This window comes from Nitratireductor arenosus, assembly GCF_009742725.1.
Classification (GTDB): Bacteria; Pseudomonadota; Alphaproteobacteria; order Rhizobiales; family Rhizobiaceae; genus Mangrovimarina; species Mangrovimarina arenosa.
Genome location: NZ_WPHG01000001.1, coordinates 128716 through 148418, shown reverse-complemented (window position 1 = coordinate 148418; position 19703 = coordinate 128716). Strand labels below are relative to the sequence as shown.

The 19703-nt window shown below is 64.8% G+C and carries 15 protein-coding genes; 4 read left to right on the top strand and 11 right to left on the bottom strand.

The window, feature by feature from the left end:
- The first annotated feature begins 23 nt into the window (after window positions 1-23).
- The gene (locus tag GN330_RS00720; protein WP_156710658.1) at window positions 24-1478 is read left to right on the top strand and encodes a glutamate synthase subunit beta; all 1455 of its coding nucleotides are present in this window, start codon (window positions 24-26) and stop codon (window positions 1476-1478) included.
- An 83-nt stretch (window positions 1479-1561) separates the two neighbouring features.
- On the opposite strand, the gene GN330_RS00715 is transcribed toward GN330_RS00720, so the two are convergent.
- Entirely contained in the window at window positions 1562-2794 is a 1233-nt protein-coding gene (locus GN330_RS00715) for an SGNH/GDSL hydrolase family protein (RefSeq protein ID WP_156710657.1), read from the bottom strand.
- 15 nt (window positions 2795-2809) lie between these two features.
- Window positions 2810-4027, bottom strand: a complete 1218-nt coding sequence (locus tag GN330_RS00710) for a lytic murein transglycosylase (protein ID WP_425487147.1) — start codon at window positions 4025-4027, stop codon at window positions 2810-2812.
- Window positions 4028-4208: 181 nt separating this feature from the next.
- On the opposite strand from GN330_RS00710, the gene galU reads away from it, so the two are divergent.
- On the top strand, window positions 4209-5114 hold the full coding sequence (galU, locus tag GN330_RS00705) for a UTP--glucose-1-phosphate uridylyltransferase GalU (protein ID WP_156710655.1): 906 nt from the start codon (window positions 4209-4211) through the stop codon (window positions 5112-5114).
- A gap of 27 nt (window positions 5115-5141) precedes the next feature.
- Here galU and GN330_RS00700 read toward each other — a convergent pair whose 3' ends face one another.
- Window positions 5142-6869, bottom strand: coding sequence for an outer membrane beta-barrel protein (locus GN330_RS00700; RefSeq protein WP_197434973.1), 1728 nt, complete (start codon window positions 6867-6869; stop codon window positions 5142-5144).
- A 176-nt stretch (window positions 6870-7045) separates the two neighbouring features.
- On the opposite strand from GN330_RS00700, the gene GN330_RS00695 reads away from it, so the two are divergent.
- A complete protein-coding gene (locus GN330_RS00695) occupies window positions 7046-8044 on the top strand; it encodes a KpsF/GutQ family sugar-phosphate isomerase (protein WP_156710653.1) in 999 nt (332 codons plus the stop codon).
- Window positions 8045-8078: 34 nt separating this feature from the next.
- Here the strand turns inward: GN330_RS00695 and GN330_RS00690 are convergent, their stop codons facing one another.
- The 8 genes from GN330_RS00690 to GN330_RS00655 form a co-directional block, all read right to left on the bottom strand.
- On the bottom strand, window positions 8079-8537 hold the full coding sequence (locus GN330_RS00690) for an NfeD family protein (protein WP_156710652.1): 459 nt from the start codon (window positions 8535-8537) through the stop codon (window positions 8079-8081).
- Window positions 8538-8559: 22 nt separating this feature from the next.
- The gene (locus tag GN330_RS00685; RefSeq protein ID WP_156710651.1) at window positions 8560-9510 is read right to left on the bottom strand and encodes an SPFH domain-containing protein; all 951 of its coding nucleotides are present in this window, start codon (window positions 9508-9510) and stop codon (window positions 8560-8562) included.
- Window positions 9511-9629: 119 nt separating this feature from the next.
- Window positions 9630-10652, bottom strand: coding sequence for an alpha/beta hydrolase (locus tag GN330_RS00680; RefSeq protein WP_156710650.1), 1023 nt, complete (start codon window positions 10650-10652; stop codon window positions 9630-9632).
- 19 nt (window positions 10653-10671) lie between these two features.
- Window positions 10672-11736: a ferrochelatase gene (gene hemH / locus GN330_RS00675; protein ID WP_156710649.1), complete on the bottom strand. Its 1065-nt coding sequence runs from the start codon at window positions 11734-11736 to the stop codon at window positions 10672-10674.
- Between the two features lie 157 nt (window positions 11737-11893).
- Window positions 11894-14110, bottom strand: a complete 2217-nt coding sequence (locus GN330_RS00670) for a 5'-nucleotidase C-terminal domain-containing protein (protein ID WP_156710648.1) — start codon at window positions 14108-14110, stop codon at window positions 11894-11896.
- A 159-nt stretch (window positions 14111-14269) separates the two neighbouring features.
- A complete protein-coding gene (locus GN330_RS00665; protein WP_156710647.1) occupies window positions 14270-15523 on the bottom strand; it encodes a phenylacetate--CoA ligase family protein in 1254 nt (417 codons plus the stop codon).
- Window positions 15524-15666: 143 nt separating this feature from the next.
- Entirely contained in the window at window positions 15667-16050 is a 384-nt protein-coding gene (locus tag GN330_RS00660; protein ID WP_156710646.1) for an Omp10 family outer membrane lipoprotein, read from the bottom strand.
- A 108-nt stretch (window positions 16051-16158) separates the two neighbouring features.
- Entirely contained in the window at window positions 16159-17604 is a 1446-nt protein-coding gene (locus GN330_RS00655) for a homospermidine synthase (RefSeq protein WP_156710645.1), read from the bottom strand.
- A 207-nt stretch (window positions 17605-17811) separates the two neighbouring features.
- Between GN330_RS00655 and ilvD the strand changes: the two genes are divergently transcribed.
- Window positions 17812-19656 carry a dihydroxy-acid dehydratase gene (gene ilvD / locus GN330_RS00650; protein ID WP_156710644.1) on the top strand — a complete coding sequence of 615 codons (1845 nt, stop codon included), beginning with the start codon at window positions 17812-17814 and terminating at the stop codon, window positions 19654-19656.
- Window positions 19657-19703: the final 47 nt, after the last annotated feature.

Sequence of the window (19703 nt, the reverse complement as noted above, 5' to 3'; positions counted from 1 at the left end):
CGCGGTGCCTTGGAGAGCGACATATGGGCAAGGTAACAGGTTTTCTCGAGATCGACCGGCAGGTGCACAAATATCAGCCGGCCTCCGACCGCATTCGGCATTTTCGCGAGTTCACGCTGCCGATGTCGGAGAAGGAAGTCGAGAAACAGGCCGCGCGCTGCATGGATTGCGGCATTCCCTATTGCCACGGTCCGACGGGCTGCCCGGTTCACAACCAGATTCCCGACTGGAACGATCTCGTCTATAATGGCGACTGGGATACGGCGATCCGCAACCTGCACTCGACGAACAATTTTCCCGAATGGACCGGGCGTATCTGCCCGGCTCCGTGCGAGGAGGCGTGCACGCTCAACCTCGAGGATATTCCCGTCGCCATCAAGACGATCGAGCACGCGATCGCCGATCGGGCCTGGGAGACGGGCCACATGCGGCCCTATCCGGCCGAGCACAAGACCGGCAAGAAAGTCGCCGTCATCGGCTCGGGACCGGCCGGCATGGCGGCCGCCCAGCAACTCGGCAGGGCAGGCCACGAGGTGCATGTCTACGAGCGCGAGAGCCGGCCAGGCGGGCTGATGCGCTACGGCATCCCGGATTTCAAGATCGAAAAACACCATGTCGACCGTCGCGTCAGCCAGATGGAAGGCGAGGGGGTGACGTTTTTCTGCGGCGTCAATGTTGGCATCGACAAGTCCGTCGAGGAGCTGTTGGCGGCCTATGACGCGGTGCTTTATTGCGGCGGTTCGGAAAATCCGCGCCCGGCCGGCATTCCCGGCAGCGAGCTGATCGGCGTCCATGACGCCATGCCCTATCTCGTCCAGCAGAACCGGCGCGTGGCGGGCGAGGACATCCAGTCGTCGGCCTGGCCGTCCGAGGCTATCCTCGCCGGCGGCAAGCATGTCGTCGTCGTCGGCGGCGGCGACACGGCGTCGGATTGCGTGGGGACCGCGTTCCGCCAGGGGGCGGTGCGTGTCACCCAGCTCGACATCCGTCCGCAACCGCCGGAAAAGGAGGACAAGCTCGCCGTGTGGCCCTATTGGGCGACCAAGATGCGCACCTCTTCGAGCCAGGCCGAGGGCGCTGAGCGCGAATTCCAGGTCGCCACGCTCGAATTCGTCGGCGAGGACGGAGTGCTGACAGGGGTCAAATGCGCCGCGGTCGACGAGGCGCGCAAGCCGATCGCCGGCACGGAATTCCTGATCCGCGCCGATCTCGCCTTCATCGCCATCGGCTTTTCCGGCCCGATCGAGGGCGGCATCATGCGGGAGCTGTCGGACAAGGTCACGACCGTGCTCGACCGACGCCGCTCGACCAATATCGAGGCCAACGACCGCGACTATCGCACCAGTCTCGACCGCTTCTTTGCGGCCGGCGACGTGCGGCGCGGCCAATCGCTGGTCGTTTGGGCGATCCGCGAGGGTCGCCAGGCCGCGCATTCCATCGACACCTTTCTGATGGGATCGTCGGTGCTGCCGCGGTAGATTGCCGGATCGGGAGCCAGCAACCGGCAACGGGAACCGGCGGCAGCGGACCGGACCCCGCCGACACTTTTCGAGACTATTTTCTACCGGGCCGGCACGATCGCAGAGGTCTCGTCGCGGTCCGCACCCGGTTGGGGCACCACGGCGACGGCCGGCTCGACGCCGATCGAAAAATCGTCGACCCGTCCGGGGCGGGGGGCGGGCGTTTTACCCTCAATGGCAAGCTTTTCCGACAGGGTCACGGCCTCGCCGGTCTTTGGATCGAGGCTCGCACCCAATAATTCGTCCCCGCCGTCCAGATCGGGATCGCCGAGTGCGATCGGGGGTGTGCGCTCGACCGTCGGCTGACCGGCCGTCGGCGGACCCAGTAACTCGGGCACGCCGAGATCGGGAAAGATACTAGAGGGGCCGGCGCCCAGAATCCGCTTCAGCGGTTTTTCGGCATAAAAGGCGATCTTGCGCCGGCCGGCCTGGGTGAAATTGATACCGTCGCCGGCGCGCAGCCTGACCGCCTGCCCGTTGATGTCGGGGCCAGTGGCCGCATAGGCGCCGTTTTCGTCCACGAAGCCCTCCCAGATATCGACGAAGGTGCCGCCGACGGTCTCGACCGCGTTACGCTGCAGGTCGTTGAAGGCCAGCATGTCGGAGGTCATTGTCGAGAATTTGAAGGCCGGCAGGCCGACCCAGACCACGGGAACACCGCGTTCGGCGAAACTCTGTGCCAGTGTCCCGGCGCGGGTGGCGTATTCCGCGGTCCATTTTTCCGAACGCACGCTTTCCCGATTTCCGTCGACGCGCATTTGCTGGCGGTCGTTCGACCCCATCATGACCACGCCGACGGCCGGTTTCACCTCGTCCAGAATCGGGCCGATCTCGGCGGGCCAGTTATAGAAATCGTCACGCACGAAGCCCGACGAGCCGTTTGACCTGTCGACGATACGCACAGTCGGATCCTCGGCGAACACCGTCGTCAGTCCTTCCGCCAGGCCGCCGGCGAGAAAGTCGCCGACGATGACGACGACGCGGGCATCCTCGGCCTTTTCCACCGCGTCGACGGTCGGCCGCGACGGCGCGGAAGACCGGCTCGGGGCCGTGGCGCGCCGCGTGGTGGTCCGTTTTTTCACCTGCGGGACCTGTCGTCGCTCCGGCTGGCGGGCGCGTTCACGTCCGCCCCGAAACAGGAATTCCAGCAGCGTGCGCGGCCGCTCCTGCGCGAAGGCCCCGCCGGCGACGTCGATGAACACGGTCGCCAGGGCGAGCAGCGCGATCGCCAGGAGACGCGTCGTTGGCAGTCGTGTCGAAGCCCGCTCGTGCATAAATGTTCCTTCAAGTCAGCGGCGCAGCCGGCTGAGCACTTCCATGCTGGGATGACCGTCGACCGGCATGCCGACCCGCTTCTGGTAGGTTTCGATCGCGCCGCGCGACCCCGAGCCGATCTTGCCGTCGATCGGACCGTCATAAAGTCCGACTGCCCCCAGGCGCTTCTGCAGTTCCTGTTTTTCGGCGAAACTCAATTTGGTGAAGGGCCGGTTCCAGTCACGTTCCAGTCCGCCATAACCGGCGATTTCGTCGGCCAGAAGACCAACCGCCAGCGCGTATTTGTCGGCGTTATTGTAGCGTTTCAGGACGAAGAAATTGCGTGTCATCAGGAAGGCCGGCCCGGCGCGACCGTCGAGCACTTTCAGCTCTGCCTTCTCGGACGCGCGCGGGAAAGGCTTGCCGTTGGTTCGTGTTACGCCGATCGACTGCCACTTGGCCAGCGACATCGAACCGCCGGGAAACTTGCGGCCCGGCGGCAGGCTGACCTCGTAACCCCAGGTCTTGCCGCCCTGCCAACCATTCTTGCGCAAGAGGTTCGCCGCCGTCGCCAGCGCGTCGGGGATGGAATTCCAGATGTCGCGGCGGCCATTGCCGTCGATGTCGACCGCATAGGCCTGATAGCTTGTGGGGATGAACTGCGTGTGGCCCATGGCGCCGGCCCACGACCCGGTCAGATGGGAGACGTCGATGTCGCCCGATTGCAGGATTTTCAGTGCGGCGAGGAGCTGGGTGCGCGCGAATTTGGCGCGCCGCTTGTCGGCATAGGCCAAGGTCGACAGCGAGCGCACGACATTGCGCATCACCCGGTCGTTTTCGAGGATTTCGCCATAGTTCGATTCCATCGACCAGATCGCCAGGAGGATATGGCGGTCGACCCCGAAACGGGATTCGATTCGGTCGAGCCAGTTTTTCCACTTGCGCGCCATCTGGCGGCCCACCGTGATCGAGTGCTCGTGGACGCGGTTGTCGAAATAGTCCCAGACCGGGGCGGTGAATTCCGGCTGATAGCGGGCTTTCTCCAGCACTTCCGGGTCGGGAGCGGTCACGCCGCGGAAGGCGCGGTCGAGCGTGGCGTTGGAAATGCCGTTCTTCTGGGCGGTGCTGCGGAAGCCCGCCACCCAGCGTTCGAATTTCGCATCGGCCAGCACCGGGGAAGTCAGCAGGCCGAACGCGAGAGCCGCACCGGCAAGGAGACTGGTCGCGCGTGCGACGAATGTTTTTGCAAGCATCATCTGATCCGTTTGTTGTCTCGGGATGATCTTTCGCGGGTTGCGGTTAGAAAATGGTTTACCATAGTGTGAATCGGCGAGACATAGGCCGGTGTGTCCACACCGATCGGCTATCCCGTTCGATATTTCTTAATTCCGGCGTGACGATGTCACTGTCGGAATCGAAGGCTTGGTTGCAGTGATGAGAAAAGTTCGAAAAGCGGTTTTCCCGGTTGCGGGGCTCGGCACCCGGTTTCTGCCGGCGACGAAGGCGGTGCCGAAGGAAATGCTGACCGTCGTCGACAAGCCCGTCATCCAATATGTCGTCGACGAGGCGCGCGAGGCCGGCATCGAGCACCTGGTTTTCGTCACGGGGCGCAACAAAGGCGTCATCGAGGACCATTTCGACATCCAGGTCGAACTCTACGATACGCTCGCCCAGCGCGGAAAGGATGCCCAGCTCGAGCGGCTGCAGCGCATGCAGCCGGGGCCCGGCGAAACCAGCTTCACGCGCCAGCAGGAGCCGTTGGGGCTGGGCCATGCGGTGTGGTGCGCCCGTTCGATCGTCGGCGACGAGCCGTTCGCGCTCCTGCTGCCGGACATGATCATGCAGTCTAAGCGGTCCTGCCTGACCGAGATGGTCGACCTCTACGCCCGCACGGGTAAGAACGTCGTGGCGGTGCAGGAGTGCGACCCGGGCGAGACGCACAAATACGGCATCGTTGAAAAGGGCGGCGAGGCCGGCACCGGTTTCGAGATCACCGGCATGGTGGAGAAGCCGGCTCCGGGAACGGCGCCATCCAACCTCTACATCAACGGACGCTATATCCTGCAGCCAGAGATTTTCGATATCCTGGCCGAACAGAAACAGGGTGCCGGCGGCGAGATCCAGTTGACCGACGCCATGCTCACGCTGATGGAGCGCCAGCCCTTCTACGGTTATCACTACAAGGGCCGGACCTTCGATTGCGGCTCGCCGGAAGGGTTCGTGGCAGCCAATGTCGCTTTCGCGCTGTGGCGGCCCGATATCCAGCCGGTGGTTTCGGAGGAACTGTCACGGCTGATGGCGGAAATTGAGCCGGTCGAACGCCGCGCCACCAAGCGCTGACACGCGCCCGCCTTCGGCACACACGGTTCAGCGCTGCAGCCGCAGGCCCAGATAGACGCTGCTGGCCTGCCAATCGCGGTTGGGCAGCGTGCTCCTGAAAGTCTCGTGGCGCAGGCGGCCATTGATGCCGGCATAGCGGTTGAACCACCAGGTCGCGCCGGCCTCGGCGCGCAGTCCAAGCTCGCTGTCGCGCGTGCCGATATAGTCGCGCCAGTCAGCGCCGATCGAGGCTTCCAAGAGCAGGTTGGCGCGCGCCTCGCGCGACAGGGCAAGCCCGCCTGAATACAGGATCGAGCCGCTCTCTCCGGCGCTGGTGGTGCCTTCGACGGTCGTCGAGCCGGTGAGCGTCACCGTGGTGCGGCGAACCGGCGACCAGGCGAGGCGGGCATCGACGGTCGGGCCGGAGACCGGCGCCAGGCGCGTGTCGTCGAAGGTCTCGCGCAGCCAGCCGGCCGACACCTCGCCTGAAAGCTTTTCGCCGAAATCGAATGTCGCGCCGCCGCGCACCGCCAGGCGATCGGCGGAGCGGGCAAAACCGCTGCTGTCGATCTCAAGATCGTAGAAACGGCGCCCGATCTCGGTCTCCACGAACGGCACCAGCGCCGGTGCGACCTCGTAGCCAATCCTCAGCGCGACCGAGGCCAGGGTCGCGTTGCGTTCTTCCTGCGACAAGGTTCCGCCGCTCGACAGTTCGGCGTCGGAATAAAACTCACGGTCGACAAGCCCGGTCGCCGACAGGCGCAGCTTGCCGACATCCTTGCGCAGGCCGAGTGTGCCGGTCAGGCCGTGCTGAAGCGGCTGGGAGGCGGTGCCGACGATCACGACCGGGGAGGATGCGGTTTCCGGGCGCAGCGTGTAGGCAAAACCCGCGCTAGCAGCGTAACCGCCGCCGAGATCGAGATCGAGCGCGGTATCGAGCCCGCCCTGGGCCTGGGAATAGTCAGCCCCGGACACCGATTTCAAGAACGTGCCGTAAAGGCTGGCGCGGGCGGCGTGGCGCGACCAATCCGACACCGCGTTGAGGCGAAGCTGGGTTTCCGACAGCCAGCCTTGCTCGCCGCTGGGGCTGGAATCGACATTGCTGGTCCAGCGCACGCCCTGGTCGAGGGTCGCGGTGACGTCGAACGTGCCGAGCCGCAGGCCGAGGGGCGCGTAGGGAGCCTCCTCGGCGTCCAGGTCGCGGTTCTCGATCGCTTCGACGCGACCGTTCAGGACTTCCGCCGAGCTATTGGCCTCTTCGTCGAGACTGTCGAGGGTCGGTGCGCGTACCGAGGCGGTCGTCTCGACGACCTCTTCGCCTGCCTCTTCGTCTTCGTCGGTGGTGCCCGGCGTCCGGCTCTGCTGCCGCTCTGCCGCGATCTCCGACTCCGTCTGGCGGCGGTTCTGACGCGCCATGGATGGCCGGCGAGCGGGCCGTGGCGCGTCGGCGAAGGGATCGTCGTCGTCGGAGTCGGCAAAAATGCTGCGCTCGCGCCCGGCCGGGTCCGCGCCATCCTCGGCCTCGTCGGGAAGCGCGCCTTCGCTGACGGGAACATAGCCCCGTGGCGCCGCCTCGTTGTCGGCGGAAACTTCCTCGCCGGGGCGGATGCCGCCGGACGACAGCAGGCTGCGATTGACGGTTTCCTCCAAGACCCCGCCACGCAGATCGCTTTCCTGGCCGAGAGCCGGCATTGTCGAAACGCCGGTGCAAAAGGCGGCGGCAAAAAGGCCGGTGGCTGCCCCTCGCAAGAGCGGGACGCCGGTTTTTTCCCGCATGCTTTTCGGCGTCCTCGTCATGTCCTGATGCGCGCGCGTGGTGGAACTTTACCGAACCGTAAATGGGGATGGTTAACGCTTGGTTGAGAACCGCCGGCGGGTCCGGTTCGCGGCCGGCGTTCCGGCGTGCCAAATGCCGTTGGACACGGCATGACGAAGCGGCTAAACGAAGCGCCATGCAAGGCATTCCAGAGAAAAAGCAGCCGGATCACGACGCTGCGATCGCGTCCGCGGTGCGCACGGTCTCGACTGGGCAGGCCGGCATGGCCGCGCTGGCGGAAGCCCTCGACAACGGGCTTTCAGAACCGTTCGCGGACGCGGTGGCGCGTCTGTCGGCGATTCGCGGTCGGGTGATCGCGACCGGTGTCGGCAAAAGCCACCATATTGGCTCGAAACTGGCCGCGACGCTGTCATCCACGGGAACTCCGGCGTTCTTCGTGCATCCGGCGGAAGCCAATCACGGCGATCTCGGCATGATCACCCGCGACGACGCCGTCATCGCCATGTCCTGGTCGGGCGAAAGCTCGGAGCTGAAGGGAATCGTCTCTTATTCGAAACGCTTCGCGATTCCGCTGATCGCCATCACCTCGGGCGAGGACTCCACCCTGGCGCGCGAAGCCGACATCGTTTTATGCCTGCCACGAGCGGCCGAGGCCTGCCCACACGGGCTGGCGCCGACGACGTCGACATTGCTGCAACTGGCGATCGGCGACGCGCTGGCGGTGGCGTTGCTGGAAGCGCGCGGCTTCACGCCGGACAATTTCAAGACCTTCCATCCCGGCGGCAAGCTTGGTGCGAACCTGACCCAGGTGCGCGAGATCATGCACGGCGAGGAGGAATTGCCGCTCGTGGGGCCCGGAACTCGGATGCCCGAAGCCGTCATGATGTTGGCGAAAAAACGCTTCGGCTGTGTGTGCGTGACCGATGCCGGCGGCCGGCTGGCGGGCATCTTCACCGATGGCGACCTGGCGCGCAGCCTCGATCGCAACCTTTCCGAACTCGCCGTTGAGGACCTGATGACGCGCGCGCCCAAGACGATCGGACCGACCACGCTCGCCGGTGCCGCCATGGCCGCGCTCAACGAGCATCACATCAGCGCCCTGGTCGTGGTCGAGGAGGGCCGGCCGGTCGGGATCGTCCATTTCCACGATCTGCTGGCGATCGGCGCGGCGTGAGGTTCCGGCCTGCCTGGTCGAAAGCCTGCCGCTATCAGATGATTTCGACGACCAGATCGCCGTCCTTGACCGCGACCACGCGCACCCGCGTTCCCGCCGCCGCGTCGGGACCCGACACGCGCCAATAGGTGTCGCCGATGCGGATCCGGCCCCGGTTGTCACGGATGGATTCATCCAGCGTCGCGGTGCGTCCGACGAGCTGTTTGGCGCGTTGGTTGAGCAGCGGCTGGTCGCTCGGCGCCTGGCGGCCGTGGACGAAGCGATAGCCGCCATAGGCGGCCACCAGCGACAGGGCGAGGAAAACCAGCGTCTGTACCTGCCAGTCCCAGAACCGGGCCTCCCAGAAGGCAATCGACAGCAATCCGGTGGCGAGTGCTGCTAGCCCGATCCAGACAAGAAAGACGCCGGGAACGAGGATCTCGGCGGCCAGAAGGGCGAAGCCGAGCACGATCCAGCTCCAGGGGCCGAGTTCGACGAAGACACTTGCGATCATGCCAGATTTTCCCGTGCCGGGTTCAGGATTCGTCCGGCGTGACCACGGGCGGCCGCGCCGGACTGCGCCGGACCAGCGGAACCGCGTCCTCGCCGAACACTTCCTTGGCGATCGCGCCGATGCCACCCAGCGAGCCGATCAGTGATGACGCCTCGAACGGCATCAGGACGACCTTGTTGTTGTTGGCCGAGCCGATCTTGGCCAGAGCCTCGGTGTATTTCTGGGCGACGAAATAGTTGATCGCCTGCACGCCGCCCTGGGCGATCGCCTCCGAGACCGACTGGGTGGCGCGGGCCTCGGCCTCGGCGAGGCGTTCGCGGGCTTCGGCGTCGCGGAAGGCCGCCTCTTTGCGGCCCTCGGCCTCCAGAACCTGGGCCTGTTTCAAGCCTTCGGCCTCCAGAATTTGGGCGCGCTTATTGCGTTCGGCCATCATCTGGCGGGCCATCGAATCGACCAGGTTTTCGGGCGGATTGATGTCCTTGATCTCGACCCGGGTCATCTTCACCCCCCAGGGGTTGGCGGCCTCGTCGACCACGCGCAGCAGACGCTCGTTAATGGCGTCGCGGTTCGACAACAGCTCGTCGAGGTCCATCGACCCCATGACGGAGCGAATATTGGTCATGGTCAGGTTGAGGATGGCGTTTTCCAGGCCCGACACCTGATAGGCGGCCTGGGCGGCGTTGAGCACCTGATAGAAGGCAACGCCGTCGACGGCCACGATGGCGTTGTCGCGGGTGATCACCTCCTGAGTCGGCACGTCGAGCACCTGCTCCATCATGTTCAGTCTGGCGCCAACGCGGTCGATGAAGGGCACGATGACGTTGAGGCCGGGCGACAGGGTGCGGGTGTAGCGGCCGAAACGCTCAACGGTGAAATTGCTTCCCTGCGGCACGGTCTTGATGCCGACAAAGATGAGCAGCAGCACGAGAACGACAAGGACCGGAATGAGAATGTCGAGACCGGTGATTGGCATGCGTATGTCCTCCGCTGGCCGTGTCGAATTGGACGCCGGCGTGTCGGCCGGTAATCCTGTCAGCGGGAAGACTTAGACCGTTTTGTGGCCGGATGGAAACAGTTCCGCCGGCCCGGCCGTCACGATTCCGCCGGAACCCATTCAGGCAGCCAGGCGCCGATGGCGTCGATGGTCGCTGCGGCATCGACCACGCCGAGATGGTTGACGCCGGGCAGAACCCGATAGGTGCCGGCGGGCGTGTGCGGCTTGATGGTCGGCTCGTAGCGGTCGGCGATGAAGGCTTCGTCCCTGTCGCCCGCGAGCAGCAGGAAAGGCCTGTCGAGCCGGGCAAGATCGCTCGCGTAATCGGAGCGCGGCGCGAATGAGACATTCATGCGGTAGGTGTAGCGCGTCGTGGCGGTGTCGCCGAGCGGGCCGTCGAGCACGGCCTGCGGCATGGCGAAGCCGATCACGGGTAAATGGTTGAACGCGGTGATGCCGAGGGCGTTGAGCAGGCCGAGCGCAACAATGCGCCCGGTGGCCGGGCGTGCCCAGCCGCCGGAATCGGGCCGTGTGGTCGGCGCATTATATTTGAGAAAGGGCGCAAGCAGCAAGAAGGCATCGGCCTCGCCGCCATAACGCCCGCCGGCGAAACGCACGACAAGCCCGCCGCCTGACGAATGGCCTCCGAGGACGACCGGACCGGCCTTGCCTCCCTCTTTCAGGTGGGCGATCAAGTCGAAAAGGTCTTCCTCGAGCTGACCGATATGGTCGACGTCGCCACGCCGGGCGGGGTTTTGTCCATGCCCGCGCAGGTCGGGCGCGATCACGGTGCCGTGCCCGTTCGCGGCGAGCGCCGTGGCGAGCGCGTGAAACTGCATGCCGTGCCAGCCCGAACCATGGACGAGAATGATCGTGCGCGCCGACCCGCCATTGGCGGCGGCATAGCGCCGGTAGTGGAGAGAGGCGCCGTCGCGGGCGCGATAATCCTGCCGTTCGGGAAGAGCGGACAGGTCAACCGTGATCGCGGCGGCGAAATCGAGACCGGAGCCTTGTGTTGGCTGCGGGCGTTCGGGCGGCCGGCTGAAGGCGACAAGGCCGGCGAGGATCGCGACGCCGGCGGCAAGCGTGACGAGCGCGGACGTGGCGAGCTTGGCGAGCATGCGACTGTCCCTTGCGGTCTCAGATCCAGCCGGACAGTTCGCGGCGCACCATCGCCTCGATGACCGCCATGCCTTCGGCACTGTCGTTGAGGCAGGGAATATGGGTAAAATTCTTTCCGCCCGCCTCGTGGAAAATCTCGCCAGCCTCGCCGGCGATTTCCTCGAGTGTTTCGAGACAGTCGGAGACGAAGCCCGGATTGAAGACTGCGATCGATTTCATCCCGTCGCTTGCCAACCTCTCGACGGTCTTGTCGGTGTAGGGTTGCAGCCATTCCTCCGGGCCGAAGCGCGACTGGAAACAGGTCATCAGTCGTTTTTCGTCCCAGCCGAGCCGTTCGCGCAACAGCCGCGTCGTTTTCTGGCAATGACAATGATAGGGGTCACCGGCGCGGAAATAGCTTTGCGGAATGCCGTGGTAGGACGCGATCACCGTTTCGGGTTCGAAGTCGAGCGTTGCGAGGTGGGTTTCGATCGAGCGTGCCAGCGCGTCGATATAAACCGGTTCGTCGTGATAGGCCGGCACGGTGCGCGTGGCCGGCATCCAGCGTTTTTTCATCAGCACCTTGAAAAACGCGTCGTTGACCGTCGCCGTCGTGGTCGCCGAATATTGCGGGTAGAGCGGGAACATCACGATGCGGTCGCAGCCGGCCGCCGTCAGACGCTCGATCACGCTTTCGATCGAGGGTTGCCCGTAGCGCATGGCCCAGTCGACGAGCACCTGGTCGTGGCTTTGCAGCGCGTGCGCCAGCTTTTCGGCCTGGGCGCGGGTGAAGGTGCGCAGCGGCGATTCGTTGCGTTCCCGGTTCCAGATCTTGTCATAGGCGGCGCCGGATTTTTTCGGACGCGTGTTGAGCACGATGCCGTAGAGGATCGGATACCAGAGCGCGCGCGGCCATTCGATCACGCGCTTGTCGGACAGAAACTCGCGCAGATAACGGCGCATCGACGTGAAATCGGTGCCGTCCGGCGTGCCGAGATTGACCAGCATGACGCCGACCTTCGGCGGCGCGACGCGCGGATGGCCGGCCGGCAGCGGGCCCGTCTTCCTGGTCTCTTTTTGGGCAGGGCCCGGTGTGAGTGTCATGAAGCAGTCCTTGTGCGAATGAGGCACATAGCGGCCGGTGGCGCGCGATCAAGCGCGCGGCTAGCCGATCTATACCAACGTGTCCGCAACAAAACACAAATCCCGCCCCCGGTGACGGGAGCGGGGCAATTGGTCGCGAAGCGCGATCAAAAACGCCTCAATTGGCGGCCGGCACCTTGAGCGGGCTGCCGATCGGCAAGAAGTCCGGATTGTAGTCCGGGTTCGCCGCCTTCAGCTTGGTCCACATCATCGGATCGCCATAAAATTCGCGAGCGAGCTTCCAGTAGCTGTCGCCGCGCGCGATCATGTGCGTTTTTCCCGCCATTGCCATTTCGCCATCGGCGGGCTTTTCGGCGGGAATGGTCGTCTCCTCGGCGGTCTTCATTTCTGCCTCCTTGGCTATTTTTTCTTCCTCGGCCTTCTTCATGGCGGCCTCTTCGGCGGCCTTGGCTTCCTCGGCGGCTTTCATTTCCGCCTCCTTGGCCATTTTTTCTTCCTCGGCCTTCTTCATGGCGGCCTCTTCGGCGGCCTTGGCTTCCTCGGCGGCTTTCATTTCCGCCTCCTTGGCCATTTTTTCTTCCTCGGCCTTCTTCATAGCAGCTTCTTCGGCGGCCTTGTCGGCCACCTCGTCGGCGGGGAGTTCCGGCGCTTTGGTCGTCAAAGTGTTCGACATTGCGGGCAGTTCGGGGGTTTCAACCACGGGCTCGCTCGCGGGCGCCGCTTCGGCGGTCATTTCCTCTTCGGGTTCTTCGGCAGCCGCCATCGCCTCGACCCTGGTGATGCGCCCCTCGACAACCGGCTGATAGGGACGGTTTTCGACCAGGTAGTCGGCGACCACCTGCTCCAGCCCGGGCCCGTAATCGTAAGCGTTTTCGGCATTTGTCTTGAACAGCGCATAGCCGTCGCCGCCATTGCGCATGAAATTGTTGCTGACGACGCCGTAGGTCTTGTCCGGGTCGATCGGCACCCAGGTTCCGTCTTCGTTGACCTCGACCGACTGGATGCGGCCTTCGTTCGATGCGACGGAGGGATCGAAGCTGAAGCGCAGGCCGGCGACCTGGGCGAAGCGGCCGCCGCCATCCTCGATCTGACTGACGCCGTTTTCCAGCGAGGCGACGATGTCGGCGCCTTTGAGCTGGAACGTGGCGAGCGTGTTCTGGAACGGCAGGACGGCGAGCACCTCGCCCATCGTGACCTCGCCGGCGTCGATCGAGGCGCGCAGTCCGCCACCGTTCTGAATGGCGATCTGGACGCCCTGGTCCTTCACCCGGTCGAGCATGGCGTCGGCGACGAGATTGCCCATCTCGCATTCCTGCGCCCGGCAGGTTTCGCGGCTGCCGTCGATCGGCGCGGTGGTCTCGGCGACCACCTTGTTCTTGAGCTCCTCGATCGGAGCGCCGAGTTCCTTGATGCGCGCCAGAACCAGTTCGTCCGGCGTGACGGAGGCATCGAGCAGCATCGGGTCGCCGGCGGCGGAGGTCACGACGCCGTTGTCGTCGAAGACGACCTGGAACTCGCCGAGATATTTCGAATAGGAGGCAGCCTGCACCACCGGTACGGCATATCCGTCCGGATTGTCGACCATGGTCGGATAGGGGCCGGCCGCGCCGTCATCATTGTTCGACAAAAGCGTGTGGCTGTGGCCGCCGACCACCACGTCGACGCCGGGGATCTTGGCGATCGCGGCGAGGTCGCGCGGATAGCCGACATGGGTCAGCGCGATGATCTTGTCGACGCCCTGCGCCTTGACCGCCTCGACCGCGGCGGTGATCGTGGCGACGTCCTCCTCGATAGAGATATTCTCGCCCGGCGAGGACAATTCGGCGGTGTCGTTGGCGACCGCTCCGACCACCGCGATCCGTTCGCCGCCGCGTTCGAAGATCGTGAACGGCTCGATGCGCCCGGTCAGTTTCGAGGCGTCGGCGGCCTTCACATTCGTGCTCAGCACGGGGAAGTCGGCGGCGTCGAGGAAGGTCGCAAGGCCGTCCTCGCCATCGTCGAACTCATGGTTGCCGACGGCCATGGCGTCGGTGCCCATCAGGTTCAGGAATTCCGCTTCGACGGCACCCTTGTAGGTGGTGTAAAACAGCGAGCCTTGGAAATTGTCGCCGGCGTTGAGGAACAAAAAGTTCTGGCCGTCGAGCGCGGCGCGACGGTCGCGCACTGCGGTGACGAGGCGCGCCGCGCCGCCGAAGCATTTGCCTTCGGTCTCGTCGTCGGCCGAGCAGGTCGAATCGTATTTGTTGATCGACTCGATCCGGCTGTGCCAGTCATTGATGTGCAGGATGGTGAGCGTGTAGTCGGCAAAGGAGGCGGATGCCGACATGGCGAGTATCGAGGCCGATGCGGCAGCGAGCGCGGCGAGTTTCTTCATGACCATTCTCCCGTTAACCCCTTGGCCGGCTTGCGGCACGGCCGGGTTCGAACAAACCCAATTGAGAACTAGCGCGGCTTGTTGTCAAAATTATCTCGCGCGATTGCGGGCCATGTTCACACCGAGCCCGGCGCGATGCAAGCGTTTCGATGGCAAGGATCAGCCGGAATAATCGCGTTCGTCGGCGATCACCTTGCCGTCATTGGGCAACTGGCCGGGTTGGACGACGGCCACGTCGCCGCCGAGCTTGGTCAGTTCGCGCAACGTCGCCGTGACGACGCCGATCTCGGGGTTCGCGTCGGCGGTCGGCTCGATCTGGAGTTCCATCGCGTCGCGATCGCCGTCGCGGCGCACCACCAGACGGGCGCGCGCGATTTCGGGATGGCGGCGCACGATGTCGGCGACCTGCTTGGGATCGACGAACATGCCCTTCACCTTGGTACGCTGGTCGGCGCGGCCCATCCAGCCGTTGATGCGCTGGCCCGTGCGCCCGCATGCCGACAGGCCCGGAAAGATGGCGGACAGGTCCCCGGTGCCAAGCCGCACGAGCGGATAGACGGGATTGAAGCCGGTCACCACGACCTCGCCGACTTCTCCATCTTCCACCGGGTCGCCGGTGCCCGGCCGCACGATTTCCACGATCAGATTTTCGTTGACGATCATCCCGGGCAGCGGCTTGCCGTTTGTGCCGGCCGCCTCAAAGGCGATGACGCCGAATTCGGCGGTGGCGTAGCATTGCAGGACGTCGATGCCGCGCTCGGCATATTCGACACGCAGGGAGGGGAACAGCGCGCCGCCCGACACCAGCCCGTGACGGAAGCAGGACAGGTCCTTTTGCATCTCGCGCGCCTTGTCGAGCATGACCTTCAAAAAGTCGGGCGTGCCGCAATAGACCGAAGGTTTCAGCGCGGCCGCGGCCTCGACCTGCATTTCGGTGTTGCCGGTGCCGGCGGGAAACAACATGCAGCCAAGCGCGCGCGCGCCGTCGTCGAGAATGAAGCCGCCGGGCGTCATATGGTAGGCGAAGGCATTGTGGACGATGGCGCCGGGGCGGATGCCGGCGGCGTAGAAGGCACGCGCGCCCTGGCCCGGATCGACACCTTGTCCCTGCGGTTCCCAGATCGGCCCGGGCGACATGAAGATGCGCTGCCCGGCGAGCGCCCGGGCGTCGGCAAAGCCGCCGAAGGGCGGGTCTTGCCGCTGCATTTCGAGCAGTTCGGCCTTGCGCAGCACCGGCAGGCGGGCCAACGCCTCGCGCGACGTCACCGTCTCGGGGTTCACGCCGTCCAGCCAGCGCGCCAGGCCCGGCGCCGCCTCGATCGCGTCGGCCAGAAACCGCGGAAGGCGCCGAAACAGTTCCCGCTCGCGCTCGGCCGGGTCACGAACCTCCAGGTCGTCGAAATAAGCGCTCATCGGCGTCCTCCTCCCCCATTTTTGAGGCGTTATCGCAGGAGGCCGCTCGGCCACGCAAGGCGTGGCGATACACTTGAAAAAATAGTTTCGATCCGCGTCAGGCCCAGGCGAACGAATCCCGTCCGGCGTGCAGCCGAGTTGCGTCAGGCCGGCAGGCGCCGCGTCAGCACAAAAGTGGAGCCCGAGGCGCTGGTGCAATTGAGTTGGTCGGTCGTCACCTGGCGGCAGTTGAAGCTGATCTCGGCCGGCAGGCCGCGGCGCTTTCTGGCCAGCGACACGCCGGACATGGTGACCTGGTCCGCACCGCTGGAGAAATAGCGGCCTTCCGAAAGCCGTTCGCCGGTATCGAGCGCCACGGTCTGGAACGAGCCGCCCGACAGGGTCGAAACACCGCCGGTCGCATCGATCCAGGTTCCCTGAAAGCCGGTCGGCCGGGGCGCCACGGGGCCGCCGCCGGGTCCCTGGGATTGACAGCCGGCCAGAATGGCCAGACCGGCCGCGGCCAGGATCAGGGGGGACTTCTTCATCGTGGCGACTCCTCTCATCGTCACCGCCTGTCTTGCCGCGTCAGGCCGGCAAAAGCAAGGCGACAGTGCGGCAGGCCGCTTCGTCGGCGCCGGCCGATCCCATCACGGTCACCTGACGAGGATGTTGCGGAACTGCCAGGGATCTTTGGTGTCTATGTCTTCGGGAAACAGGCCGGGCCGGCCGACGAGCGGTGTCCAGTCGGTGTAATAGCCCTTTACAGGGCCGAGATAGGGTCTCTGCACCTCCAGGCAGCGCGCGAAATCCATCTCGTCGGTTTCCACGATGCCGGCGCGCGGATTTTCGAGCGCCCACACCATGCCGGCCAGCACCGCCGATGTCACCTGCAGGCCGGTCGCGTTCTGATAGGGCGCCAGCTTGCGGGTCTCGTCGAGGGAAAGCTGGGAGCCGAACCAATAGGCGTTCTTCCGGTGGCCGTAGAGAAGAACGCCGAGTTCGTCGATGCCATCGACCAGCTCGTTTTCGTCGAGCACGTGTTGTACCGGCTGCGCCTTGCCGGCGGCGCCGAACATCTCGTGTAGCGACAGCACCGCGTCGTTGCAGGGGTGGTAAGCGTAATGGCAGGTCGGCCGGTAGGAGAGTTTGCCCTTGCTGTCGCGCAAGGTGAAGAAATCGGCGATCGAGATCGCCTCGTTATGCGTCACAAGAAAGCCATACTGGGCCCCCGGTGTCGGACACCAGGTGCGCACGCGCGTATTGGCGCCGGGCTGTTCCAGATAGATCGCCGCCCGGTTGCCTTTCTTGTGGCTTCTGGCGTTTTTGGGCTTCCATTTCTCGTGTGTGCCCCAGCCGAGCTCTGCCGGCTGCAGTCCCTCGGAGACGAAACCCTCGACCGACCAGGTGTTCCAGAACACGTCCATCGGTTTCGGGTTCCTGGCCCGCTGCGTGTCGCGCTCGGCGATATGGATGCCCTTCACGCCGGCCTTTTTCATCAGCTTCGCCCAGCCCTGGCGGTCGCCGGCGCCGGGCCGCTTATAGGCGAGCCCCAGATCGTCGGCGAGGTTGACCAGCGCCTGCTTGACGAACCACGAGACCATGCCGGGATTGGCGCCGCAGCACGACAAGGCGGTGGTGCCGCCGGGATGTTTGCGCTTTTCGCGCCGCACCGTTTCGCGCAGCGCGTAGTTGGTGCGCGCGGCGTTGTCCGCCTTGTCGTCGAAATAGAAGCCGAGCCAGGGTTCCACGACTGTGTCGACGTAAAGCACATCCAGCTTGCGGCATAGTTTCATCAAGTCGAGCGAGGAGGTGTCGACCGACAGGTTGACGCAAAACCCCTGGCCGTCGCCGGCGGTCAGGTAGGGCGTCAGCAGATCCTTGAGGTTGTCCTTGGTCACATGCGCCTGGACGAAGGCGATACCGCGCTCGTCGAGCAGCGCGCGGTCGTCATCGCGCGGATCGATCACCACCATGCGTGATTTGTCGAAGCGAAAGTGACGTTCGATCAGCGGCAGGGTGCCGCGGCCGATGGAGCCGAAACCGACCATGACGATCGGACCGGTGATGTCGCCGTGTTTGGGCCAGTCCTTGTCAGCCATGCGGACAGGCTCCTTTCCGATTGCCAGTCATTCTGGTTCGCGGCTAAATCACAAAGCCCTGTCACAATAAAGCGAAAACGCGCCGAAGCGTGGCTGCGGGTTTCGAAGCGGTGAAAAGAACGCTATGTGATAGGGACGAACAAAGCGGTACCGCCAGCCCGGCCAGGGCGCGCGCGGACCGCAAAACCACAATCGCAGGATAGTCTCATGCCCGCCTATCGCTCCCGTACAACCACCCATGGCCGAAACATGGCCGGCGCCCGCGGCTTGTGGCGTGCCACAGGCATGAAGGACGGCGATTTCGGCAAGCCGATCATCGCGGTCGTCAACTCCTTCACCCAGTTCGTGCCCGGCCACGTGCACCTGAAGGATCTCGGCCAGCTCGTCGCGCGCGAGATCGAGAGCGCCGGCGGTGTCGCCAAGGAGTTCAACACGATCGCCGTCGATGACGGCATCGCCATGGGCCATGACGGGATGCTCTATTCGCTGCCGTCGCGCGAAATCATCGCCGATTCCGTCGAATATATGGTCAACGCGCATTGCGCGGACGCCATGGTGTGCATCTCCAATTGCGACAAGATCACACCCGGAATGCTGATGGCGGCCATGCGCCTCAACATACCGTGCGTGTTCGTTTCGGGCGGGCCGATGGAGGCCGGCAAGGTCGTGCTCAACGACAAGACCGTGGCGCTCGACCTTGTCGACGCGATGGTCGCGGCCGCCGACGACAGCGTTTCGGACGAGGACGTGCAGACCATAGAGCGTTCGGCCTGCCCGACTTGCGGCTCGTGCTCGGGCATGTTCACCGCCAATTCGATGAATTGCCTGACCGAAGCGCTTGGCCTGTCCTTGCCCGGCAACGGCTCCACGCTCGCCACCCATGCCGACCGCAAGCGCCTGTTCGTGGAGGCAGGCCATCTGATCGTCGATCTCGCGCGACGTTATTACGAGCAGGACGACGAGACGGCGCTGCCGCGCACCATCGCCTGCAAGGAGGCGTTCGAGAACGCCATGACGCTCGATGTCGCGATGGGCGGCTCGACCAACACGGTGCTGCATATCCTGGCTGCCGCCTTGGAAGGCGAGATCGATTTCGACCTCGACGACATCGACGCCCTCTCGCGCCGGGTGCCGGTGTTGTGCAAGGTCGCGCCGAGCAAGAGCGACGTCCATATGGAGGACGTGCACCGGGCCGGCGGCATCATGGCAATCCTGGGCGAACTCGACCGGGCCGGGTTGCTCAAGACCAACCTGCCGACGGTGCATTCGGTTTCGTTCGCCGAAGCGCTCGACCGCTGGGATATCGTGCGCACCGAGGCCGAATCCGTGCGCGATTTCTACCGCGCCGCGCCGGGCGGCGTGCCGACCCAGACCGCCTTCAGCCAGGAGCGCCGCTGGGACGAACTCGATCTTGACCGCGAAAACGGCGCCATCCGCTCGGCCGAGCATTCGTTCTCCAAGGATGGCGGGTTGGCGGTGCTGAAGGGCAATATCGCGCTTGAAGGCTGCGTCGTGAAGACCGCCGGCGTCGATGAGTCGATCCTCACATTCTCCGGGCCGGCGGTGATCTTCGAAAGCCAGGACGCGGCGGTGAAGGGGATTCTCTCAAACGAGGTCAAGCCCGGCGACGTGGTCGTGATCCGCTACGAGGGGCCGCGCGGCGGGCCCGGAATGCAGGAAATGCTCTATCCGACCAGCTATCTGAAGTCGAAAGGGCTCGGCAAGGTGTGCGCGCTCATCACCGACGGGCGCTTTTCCGGCGCCACGTCCGGACTGTCGATCGGCCACGCCTCGCCGGAGGCAGCCGAAGGCGGTGCGATCGCATTGGTGGAGGCTGGCGACATGATCGAGATCGATATTCCCAACCGCACGGTCAGTGTCGCGGTCTCGGACGAGGAACTCGGGCGCCGCCGTGCGGCGATGGAAGCCAGGGGCGCGGACGCCTGGAAGCCGACGGCACCGCGCAAGCGTAAGGTGACCACTGCGCTCAAGGCCTATGCCGCGCTGACGACCAGCGCCTCCAAGGGAGCAGTCCGGCACGTACCGGACTGATCCGCCAAGCCGCCTTTTATTACGCCGAACCGTCACCCTCCGGTCCA

Excerpts from the sequence above, each read along its gene's own strand:
- GN330_RS00680 (WP_156710650.1), bottom strand. The coding sequence starts at position 10,652 with ATGCTCGCCAAGCTCGCCACGTCCGCGCTCGTCACGCTTGCCGCCGGC.
- GN330_RS00715 (WP_156710657.1), bottom strand. The coding sequence starts at position 2,794 with ATGCACGAGCGGGCTTCGACACGACTGCCAACGACGCGTCTCCTGGCG.
- GN330_RS00690 (WP_156710652.1), bottom strand. The coding sequence starts at position 8,537 with ATGATCGCAAGTGTCTTCGTCGAACTCGGCCCCTGGAGCTGGATCGTG.
- GN330_RS00695 (WP_156710653.1), top strand. The coding sequence starts at position 7,046 with ATGCAAGGCATTCCAGAGAAAAAGCAGCCGGATCACGACGCTGCGATC.
- GN330_RS00710 (WP_425487147.1), bottom strand. The coding sequence starts at position 4,027 with ATGCTTGCAAAAACATTCGTCGCACGCGCGACCAGTCTCCTTGCCGGT.
- GN330_RS00670 (WP_156710648.1), bottom strand. The coding sequence starts at position 14,110 with ATGAAGAAACTCGCCGCGCTCGCTGCCGCATCGGCCTCGATACTCGCC.
- ilvD (WP_156710644.1), top strand. The coding sequence starts at position 17,812 with ATGCCCGCCTATCGCTCCCGTACAACCACCCATGGCCGAAACATGGCC.
- galU (WP_156710655.1), top strand. The coding sequence starts at position 4,209 with ATGAGAAAAGTTCGAAAAGCGGTTTTCCCGGTTGCGGGGCTCGGCACC.
- GN330_RS00660 (WP_156710646.1), bottom strand. The coding sequence starts at position 16,050 with ATGAAGAAGTCCCCCCTGATCCTGGCCGCGGCCGGTCTGGCCATTCTG.
- GN330_RS00685 (WP_156710651.1), bottom strand. The coding sequence starts at position 9,510 with ATGCCAATCACCGGTCTCGACATTCTCATTCCGGTCCTTGTCGTTCTC.
- GN330_RS00665 (WP_156710647.1), bottom strand. The coding sequence starts at position 15,523 with ATGAGCGCTTATTTCGACGACCTGGAGGTTCGTGACCCGGCCGAGCGC.
- GN330_RS00720 (WP_156710658.1), top strand. The coding sequence starts at position 24 with ATGGGCAAGGTAACAGGTTTTCTCGAGATCGACCGGCAGGTGCACAAA.
- GN330_RS00700 (WP_197434973.1), bottom strand. The coding sequence starts at position 6,869 with ATGCGGGAAAAAACCGGCGTCCCGCTCTTGCGAGGGGCAGCCACCGGC.
- GN330_RS00655 (WP_156710645.1), bottom strand. The coding sequence starts at position 17,604 with ATGGCTGACAAGGACTGGCCCAAACACGGCGACATCACCGGTCCGATC.
- hemH (WP_156710649.1), bottom strand. The coding sequence starts at position 11,736 with ATGACACTCACACCGGGCCCTGCCCAAAAAGAGACCAGGAAGACGGGC.